Annotated in this window: 8 protein-coding genes; 2 read left to right on the top strand and 6 right to left on the bottom strand. The window is 71.4% G+C overall.

All coding sequences use genetic code 11. The features are described 5' to 3' along the window. Positions 1-173: 173 nt before the first annotated feature. Positions 174-1,664 (bottom strand): sensor histidine kinase, encoded by a 1,491-nt coding sequence (locus tag HKK74_RS38715; RefSeq protein ID WP_187248415.1) that lies wholly within the window; start codon positions 1,662-1,664, stop codon positions 174-176. A 297-nt stretch (positions 1,665-1,961) separates the two neighbouring features. Between HKK74_RS38715 and HKK74_RS38710 the strand changes: the two genes are divergently transcribed. Next, a complete protein-coding gene (locus HKK74_RS38710; protein WP_187248416.1) occupies positions 1,962-2,708 on the top strand; it encodes a GntR family transcriptional regulator in 747 nt (248 codons plus the stop codon). Positions 2,709-2,782: 74 nt separating this feature from the next. On the opposite strand, the gene HKK74_RS38705 is transcribed toward HKK74_RS38710, so the two are convergent. Continuing rightward, complete coding sequence (locus HKK74_RS38705) at positions 2,783-3,580, bottom strand: hypothetical protein (RefSeq protein WP_187248414.1); 798 nt, start codon at positions 3,578-3,580, stop codon at positions 2,783-2,785. Between the two features lie 132 nt (positions 3,581-3,712). On the opposite strand from HKK74_RS38705, the gene bioD reads away from it, so the two are divergent. Then, on the top strand, positions 3,713-4,432 hold the full coding sequence (gene bioD, locus HKK74_RS38700; RefSeq protein WP_187248413.1) for a dethiobiotin synthase: 720 nt from the start codon (positions 3,713-3,715) through the stop codon (positions 4,430-4,432). 58 nt (positions 4,433-4,490) lie between these two features. Here bioD and HKK74_RS38695 read toward each other — a convergent pair whose 3' ends face one another. From HKK74_RS38695 to HKK74_RS38680, 4 genes are all read right to left on the bottom strand, one after another. Then, the gene (locus HKK74_RS38695) at positions 4,491-4,703 is read right to left on the bottom strand and encodes a biotin/lipoyl-binding carrier protein (protein ID WP_187248412.1); all 213 of its coding nucleotides are present in this window, start codon (positions 4,701-4,703) and stop codon (positions 4,491-4,493) included. 63 nt (positions 4,704-4,766) lie between these two features. Further along, positions 4,767-6,134, bottom strand: a complete 1,368-nt coding sequence (locus HKK74_RS38690) for an acetyl-CoA carboxylase biotin carboxylase subunit (RefSeq protein ID WP_187248411.1) — start codon at positions 6,132-6,134, stop codon at positions 4,767-4,769. A gap of 187 nt (positions 6,135-6,321) precedes the next feature. Then, on the bottom strand, positions 6,322-7,686 hold the full coding sequence (locus HKK74_RS38685) for an HD-GYP domain-containing protein (RefSeq protein WP_187248410.1): 1,365 nt from the start codon (positions 7,684-7,686) through the stop codon (positions 6,322-6,324). Between the two features lie 91 nt (positions 7,687-7,777). Beyond that, positions 7,778-8,069 (bottom strand): HD-GYP domain-containing protein (locus HKK74_RS38680; RefSeq protein WP_376771595.1); only part of this gene is annotated, 292 nt, incomplete at its 5' end.

Below are 8,069 nucleotides of genomic sequence, written 5' to 3'. Positions count from 1 at the left end.
GCCTCCGGCGCGGCGGCTCGGGGCGCTTGGAGGCGCCGGCTTCCCTCGTCGTTCGGTCGCTCGTTCCTCGCTCCCTCAGTCCAGCCGACGCCGCGCCCCTCGCGGGCCTCTTCGGTAACGGATAGAGATCGAGCTGCGCCGGAGCGACCGAGGGACGACTGCGGCGACGCAGGTCAGTCGTGGCGGAGCGCGTGGTCCAGGGGGAGATCCAGGTGTACCTCGGTGCCGCCACCAGGGCGGGGCTGGAACTCCAGGCTGCCGCCCAGTTCCCCAACGATGAGGGTCCGGACGATCTGCAGGCCCAGGCTGGTCGCGGACTCCACGTCGAAGTCGATCGGGAACCCACGGCCATCGTCGGCCACGACCACCGACAGCCGCTCCTCGCCGCGCGACGCCACCACCTCCAGCAGGCCGTCGCGCTGGGGGAGCCCGTGCTCCAGCGCGTTCTGCAGCAGCTCGGTGAGCACCATGGCCAGCGGCGTAGCGATCATTGAGGGCAGCACGCCGAAGCTGCCGGTCCGCTTGGGCGTGACCTGGGCCTCGGGGGACGACACCTCCCCAGCCATGGTGATCACACGGTCGGCGATGTCGTCGAAGTCGACCAGTTCCTCTGGCGTGTGCGACAGGGTCTCGTGCACGATCGCGATCGAGCCCACCCGCCGTACGGCCTCGTCCAGCGCGTCCCGGGCCTCCGGGACCTGCAGCCGGCGCGCCTGCAGCCGCAGCAGCGCGGCCACGGTCTGCAGGTTGTTCTTCACCCGGTGGTGGATCTCCCGGATCGTGGCGTCCTTGGACATCAGCTCCCGGTCCCGCCAGCGCAGTTCCGTGACATCGCGGAGCAGGGCGATCGCGGCGATCCTCGTGTCGTTGACCAGCAGCGGGATGATCCGCAACTGCACGACCGAGCCGTTGCACTCCACTTCGACCTCGCGGGGCGCGCGACCGCTGAGCGAGACGACCAGGGACTCCTCCAGCGGCTCCCCGGTATGGCTCAGCGCCGCCGCCGTTTCGCCGAGGGAGGTGCCGACCAGATCGGTCGCGAGCCCGAGCCGCCGGAAGGCCGACTGCGCGTTGGGGCTGGCATAGGTGACGACCCCGGCCTGATCGAGCCGCAGCAGCCCGTCACCGACCCGTGGCGACCGTACGAGGTTGGCCGCCGCGTCCGGCGCCGGGAACCGCCCATCGCTGATCATCTGAGCGAGGTCGCTGGCGCTCTGCAGGTAGGTCAGCTCCAGCCTGGACGGCGTCCGCGCCGAGCTGAGGTTGGTGCTCCGCTGGATGATGCCGAGGATCTTGTCGCCTCGGCGGACCGGAATGGACTCCTCGCGGACCGGAATGCCGCTGCCCCATTCGGGATCGCCCTCGCGCACGATGCGCCGCTCGCGCCACGCGACATCGATCAGCCCGCGCCGCCCGTTGCGTACGACCTTTCCGACCAGGTCCTGGGGATAGGCCGTGGGGCCCGTCGTCGGCCGCATCTGCGCGACGCACAGCCAGCCCGGCACCGCGTCGGCGGCGGTGCCCCGCACCGGCACCCAGAGCACCAGGTCGGCGAAGGACAGATCGGCGAGCAACTGCCAATCGGACACCAAGGCGTGCAGCCATTCCAGGTCGGTGTCGTCGAGGTCGGTTTGGTTCCGGACCAGATCCGTCAATGTGGGCACGGGACCATCATCGCAGGGCCCTCACCCTGCGATGATGCGGCAATGACACATGACCGGAGCGCCGGCCCGGGTCGGCGCGGGAGGCGGCGTCCGGGTGGGCGGAACACGTTCGCCACCGGCGCCCGGGAGCGCACCGGCCCGCGGATCGCTCCCGTGGCCTTCCCGCAGAGGCGGAACTCACAGGGATCGGACGGGCTTTGGGGGAGGTCAGAGACGGGCTCGACCCGTACTCTGCTTAACATCGGGGTCAACCGCCGGTGAACGTGAGGAGACTTGGTGACGGCTGAGCGGGCACCTATGGGGGACTTCGGGCTGGCCTCCTCCTTGCAGGGCCCCAGGATCCCGAAGTACTACAGGCTGAAAGAACTCCTGATCGAGCTGACCCAGTCGCTCGCACCGGGCAGCCCGTTGCCGCCCGAGCGAACGCTCGCGGAGCATTACGGGACCTCTCGTACGACTGTGCGTCAGGCGCTGGCCGAACTGGTCGTCGAAGGCCGGCTGCAACGGATCCAGGGCAAGGGCACGTTCGTCTCGAAGCCGAAGGTCTCACAGGAGCTGCAGCTCGTCAGCTACACCGAGGACATGCGGCATCACGGTCTGCATCCGGAGACCCGCATCCTCGACATCGGCTATGTCAGCGCCGACGAGCGCCTGGCGGGCCTGCTGGGAATCCGGCCGGGCGGCCGCGTGCTGCGCATCCACCGGCTCCGGCTGGCCGACGGTGAGCCCATGTCGATCGACACCTCCCACCTGCCCGCCCGCCGGTTTCCCGGGCTCCGTAAGGAGCTCTCACGGCACCGGTCCCTGTACGAGACGCTCGCCACCGCCTACGACGTCCATCTGGCAGAGGCGGAAGAGACGATCGAGACCGTGCTGGCCACCCCGCACGACGCGCAGTTGCTCTCCGTCGACGTCGGGCTGCCCATGCTGCTGCTGTCCCGGCACGCCTTCGACACCGAGGGTGCGCCGGTCGAGTGGGCCCAGTCGCTCTACCGCGGCGATCGGTACAAGTTCATCACCCGGCTGCGCCGCCATCCCGGATAGCCCGCGCCCCAAGACGAGACGAGACGAGGCCAGGCGAGGCGAGGCAGGGCCCGGCAACGGGCCGGTGACCGGTTCTACGAGGTGAGATCGGCGCAGGTGCGCTCGTCCGGCAGCAGCGGGCGGGCGCGTACGGCATAGGTCCTGCCGCCGCTGATCCACCGCCGCGCGTCGGGCCGGTCGCCCTCGAGGAGCCTCGTCGCCCGCCGGACGTCGGATCCGCTGATGACCGTGCACTGGGCGCCCAGGACACGCGTGCCCTGGTCGATCCGGCCGAACGGCCACTGCGCGCTCGTCCGCTCGCCGTCCGTCCGGTCGGCCACCCACGCCATCACCGCGAGGCGTTCGGGCTCGTACCGGCGCGCGGGGACGGCCTGGTCGCCCGCAGGCCACCGGGCGGGGTCCAGGCTCTCTCGCGCGAAGCGGACGGCCGGGTCGGATTCGCCGTCGCCGTACACGTCGACGCTGGTCTCAGCCCGCCCGAAGGAGATCGTGAGGGTGAAGACGTCGGCGACACCGGACTGCTCCTGCCTGCGCGGCCGGTCGAGACCGATGGTCCTGGCCTCCTCGACGGCACGCTGCAACGCGGCCATCGTGAGCCGGTACTCCCGGAACCTCGGGGACGTCTCGCCCCGCTCCGGCACGATCGCACGCCCGTCGGCGTACAGCGAGAAGTCCGGCACCGTGCCGGGAGCGCCGCGGCCGGCCACGCCACCGGTCAGCCGCCACCTCAGCACGAGCTGATCGGTGGGCACGCCCGTGGCACCGGACGGCACCGTGGAACCGGACGGCTCACCGTACGGGTCCACCTGTGATACGGGAGCCGACCCGCAGCTCAGGGTCAAGGCCGCTGCGACGAGTACGAAGACGCTCACGCTGAGTGAGCTTATCCGCATGCCCGGCAGCACAGGTGGACGCGGCCGGCACCCGGCGGGTTCCGGCCGGGTGCCGGGCATGGCCACGGCCGCACCACGCGCACCACGGCGGCGCACGCTACTCTGCCGACCGTGAGCGTCCTCGTGGTGACCGGTACCTGCACAGGAGTCGGCAAGACCGTCGTCACGGCGGCACTCGCGGCGCTCGGTCGCGCCCGAGGAACGCCCGTCGCCGTGGTGAAGCCGGGGCAGACCGGCGCGCATCCGGATGAGGCCGGCGACCTGGCCGACGTGGGCCGGCTGGCGGGTGTCGGCGAGCTGCACGAGTACGGGCGCTATCCCGACCCGCTCTCCCCCGCCGCCGCGGCCCGGCGCTCGGGCCTTCCGCCGGTGGACCTGGCCGAGGCCGCGGACCGGATCGGCGAGCTCGCGGAGACCCACCGGCTCGTCCTCGTCGAGGGGGCGGGCGGGCTGCTGGTCCGCTACGACGACGAGGGCGCCACGATCGCCGATCTCGCCCATCGGCTCGGTGCGCCGATGGTGGTCGTCGTCCGCCCGGACCTCGGCACGCTCAACCACACGGCGCTGACGCTGGAGGCGATGGCCGGCCGTGGCGTCGAGCTCGCGGGAATAGTGATCGGCAGCTGGCCGGCCGATCCGGACCTGGCCATGCGCGCCAACATCCGGGATCTCGAGACCATCTCCGCCCGACCGCTCGGCGGAGCGCTGCCCGCCGGAGCGGGCGACCTCGCCCCCGACGAGTTCCTGCGCGCCGCCAGGGAGGGCCTGTCCCCCGCCTTCGGCGGCACCTTCGACGCCGCCGGCTTCCGCGACCGCTTCATGCCTCTGTGACCGGCCCGCGGCCGCCCGGCCCGGTGCCGGGCGCGGCCGGTCGGACCGGCAGCGGTTGCTACTCGATGACGGCGATGAGGTCGCCCTCCTGGACGACGTCGCCTTCGGCCACCTTGAGAGTCGCGATGACCCCGTCGTCCTCCGCGAGCACGGGGATCTCCATCTTCATCGACTCGAGGATGACCAGCGTGTCTCCGTCCTCGACCGCGTCGCCCTCGGAGACGACGACCTTCCACACGTTCGCGACCATCTCCGCGCGGACCTCGGCCATCACGGTTCCTCTCTATGAACGGCCGTCCGACCCCGCGTCCGGCACCGTTGCGGACTTCTCGGTTCAGGATGCGCGCATCCGCGCCACGAGCCCCGTGTCGTAGGTGCCCTGCGCGAACTCGGCGTCGTCGAGCAGTTCGGTGAAGAACGGCAGGTTCGACTTCAGGCCCTCGATGCGGAAGACCTCCACGGCCGCCCGGGCCCGCTCCAGCACGGCGGCGCGGTCGGCGCCGTACACGCACAGTTTGGCGAGGAGCGGGTCGTAGAACGGCGTGACGGTGTTGCCCTCGGCGTAGCCCGCGTCGATGCGGATGCCCTCGCCCATCGGCTCCTCCCAGACCTTGATCTCGCCCGGACTCGGAAAGAAGCGCTCGGGGTCCTCGGCGTAGATCCGGAACTCGATCGCGTGCCCCGAGGGCCCGGATCCGTAGGCGGCCTCCTCGCCCGCCGCGATGAGGAGTTGCTGCTCGACCAGGTCGACGCCGGTGACCATCTCGGTGATCGGGTGCTCGACCTGCAGGCGGGTGTTCATCTCGAGGAACACGAAGTCCTGGGCGACCGGGTCGACCAGGCACTCGACCGTTCCGGCGCCGCGATAGCCGACCGCCTCACCGGCCCGTACGGCCGCTTCGAGCATCCGGGCCCGCAGCTCGGGCCGCACGCCCGGGGAGGGCGTCTCCTCCACGACCTTCTGGTGCCGCCGCTGCACCGAGCAGTCCCGCTCGCCGAGCGCCACCACCGTGCCGTCGGCCAGGCCGAGGATCTGCACCTCGACGTGGCGAGCGTGCTCGATGTAGCGCTCCAGCAGGATGCCCGGGTCTCTGCTCGGCGCACCGGATCGCCGGCCGGCCGAGCCGGCGAAGCGTTCCGTGGCACGGCGAGCGGTCTCGTAGGCCTTGCGCAGCGCCGCCTCGTCGAACGCGGCGCCCATGCCGATGCCACCGCCACCGCCGGCCGCCTTGACCATGACGGGATAACCGAGGCGCCGAGCCTCCTCGATGGCGGCCTCGACGTCGGGGACCGGTTCCCAGGTGCCCGAGGCGACCGGTACGCCCGCGTCCATCATGAGGTTACGTGCATTGATCTTGTCGCCCATCCGGGCGATGGCCAGTGGCGGCGGGCCGACCCAGGCGAGACCCTCGTCGATGACGCGCTGGGCGAAGTCGGCGTTCTCGGCCAGGAAGCCGTAGCCGGGATGGATCGCGCGCGCGTTGGTGCGCTTGGCCGCCTCGAGCACGGCGTCGATGTCAAGGTAGCTGCGGCGCGGATCCGGCGGCCCGATGAGGATCGCCTCGTCGGCCTGACCCACGAACGGAAGGTCGGCATCGGCCTCCGAGTAAACGGCGATGGCCTTGAGCCCCATCTTCCGCACGGTGTGGATCACCCGGCTCGCGATCTCACCGCGGTTGGCCACGAGCACCGACTCGAACACCTCACGGACCCCCTTCGCTGAATGTGCCGTTCTCATTCCCCCGGCAGGGGGGCCGCACCCTCACCGGCGACCGAAAGTGCTGAGACTAGTGCGAGAGGTCACCGGAAACCGACCCCGCCGCCCGACAAAACTGCGATCTGGACTTTGTCGGTGCACATGAGCACCTCGTAGGCCGCGATGAGCCGGCCTAGTGACGGAGCGCGATGTTCCGTTCGACCACCCGTCCGAGGGCCTCGACCACCGTGGGGTCGTACTCCGCGATGGAGTCCAGCCGGAGCCGTTCGAGCACGGCCGCCGAGCGGTCCCGGTCGGCGGAGTCCCCGACCAGGTCGTCGTAGGCGTTGGCGACCTTGATGACGCGGCTGGCGAGCGGCTGCACGGTGTTCCGGTCCGAGTCCCGGTCGGAGTCTCGTTCCGAGTCCCGGTCCGAGCCGACCGGCGCGACCGTCATCTCGCCGTGGTCCGCCGCCCGTACGACGCGGTAGGAGTCGGACTGGCGGCGCACGATCTCGGCCACCCGGTCGAGCACCCCCGTCTGCTTGATCACCTCAGCGCCGAGCTCGGCGATGCGCCGCTGATCGGCGGGTGAGGCGAGCACGGTCGCCCCGCCCGGGATCGGGTCGCCGAGCGACAACTGCCCGATGTCGTGCATGAGCGCGGCGTACTCCAGCTCCAGCAGCTCGGGCTCGGCCATGCCCAGCTCTCGTCCCGTGGCCACCGACAGCTGCGACACGCGCCGTGAGTGCCCGGTCTCGACGTAGCCGCCGACCTCGGTGACCCGGGACAGAGCCCGTACGGTCTGCAGGTAGGTCGCCCGGATGCCCGCGTAGCGGCGGAAGGCCACCTGGGTCACGAGGATGGGCGCGGTGAACACCAGCAGCGCGGCCAGTCCCATCACCGACGTGGCGACCGCGATCAGCATGCCGGTCGCGCCGGTCGCCGCGCACAGCCCGAGGTTGGCCCCGATCTCGTCCCGGACGGCGATGCCGAACCTGGCCCGGACGGCCTCGGCCCGGATCATCGCGGCGAGCGAGATGTCGACGAGACACGAGAGCATCACGAACGCCGCCATGAGCGCGAGGACGGCCCACCAGACCTCGCGCAACGACGCGTCGGCCACCGGCCGGAACAGGAACGCCACCAGCCCCGTGGCCAGCAGCCGCCGGGCCATCGCGTCGAGCCGGGGCGACCGGCCCACGGCGACGTGCGGAAGCGAGCCGACGAGCATCCCGACCGCGGCGACCGCGACCACCTGCAGGGCCGAGTGGGTCGCGTGCTCGGTGCCCACGCTGAGCAGCATTCCGTAGCCCAGCACGCCGGCCGTGGCGATGGGGGCGACCTCGCGGTTGCCCGGCATGACCATGCGCAGCAGTTCACCGATGGCGATGAGCACACCGAAGATCACTGCGGTCTTCGGCCGCTCCAGCCCCACGGCGGAGACCTGCGTGATCGCGATCAGCACCAGCAGGCCCGCACTCGCGATCAGGAGCAGCTGGCCCGAGTCGATCGTCTGCCAGGGCGCCCGTTCGGACCGTCCTCCCGCGACGCTCATGGCGTTCCGATCCGGCGGGGAGCCGATGCGCGCACGGCGGCGACGGGCGTCGCCGCGGCAACGGGCCGCGTGGTCCCCATCAGCCCGCCCCTCACCAGCGAGTGCCTTCGCCGCCGGCGACCCGGAGCGGCACGGACGGGTCGTCGTGGTCCTGCTGTGTGGTCTCGACCGTGTCGTCCTCGGGCAGCGTGACCGGCTTGGGCGGCTCCCAGCCCTTGGCGTCGAGGGCCCTGAGGAACGCGTCGACGATCGCCGGGTCGAAATGGCTCCCCGCGCACCTGCGCAACTCGGCGACCGCCTGGTCGATGGGCCTGGCGTCACGGTAGGACCGGGTGGAGGTCATCGAGTCGAAGGCGTCGGCCACCGAGATGACCCTGGCGAAC

Origin of the sequence: Actinomadura alba (assembly GCF_014323705.1) — a bacterium.
GTDB classification, from domain to species: domain Bacteria; phylum Actinomycetota; class Actinomycetes; order Streptosporangiales; family Streptosporangiaceae; genus Actinomadura_C; species Actinomadura_C alba.
The sequence above is the reverse complement of the archived record's forward strand: the minus strand, read 5'-3'. Positions and strand labels throughout refer to the sequence as shown.

What these genes read in the sequence shown, in the direction of transcription:
- HKK74_RS38710 (WP_187248416.1), top strand. Translation starts at nt 1,962, where the DNA reads ATGGGGGACTTCGGGCTGGCCTCCTCCTTGCAGGGCCCCAGGATCCCG.
- HKK74_RS38695 (WP_187248412.1), bottom strand. Translation starts at nt 4,703, where the DNA reads ATGGCCGAGGTCCGCGCGGAGATGGTCGCGAACGTGTGGAAGGTCGTC.
- HKK74_RS38685 (WP_187248410.1), bottom strand. Translation starts at nt 7,686, where the DNA reads ATGAGCGTCGCGGGAGGACGGTCCGAACGGGCGCCCTGGCAGACGATC.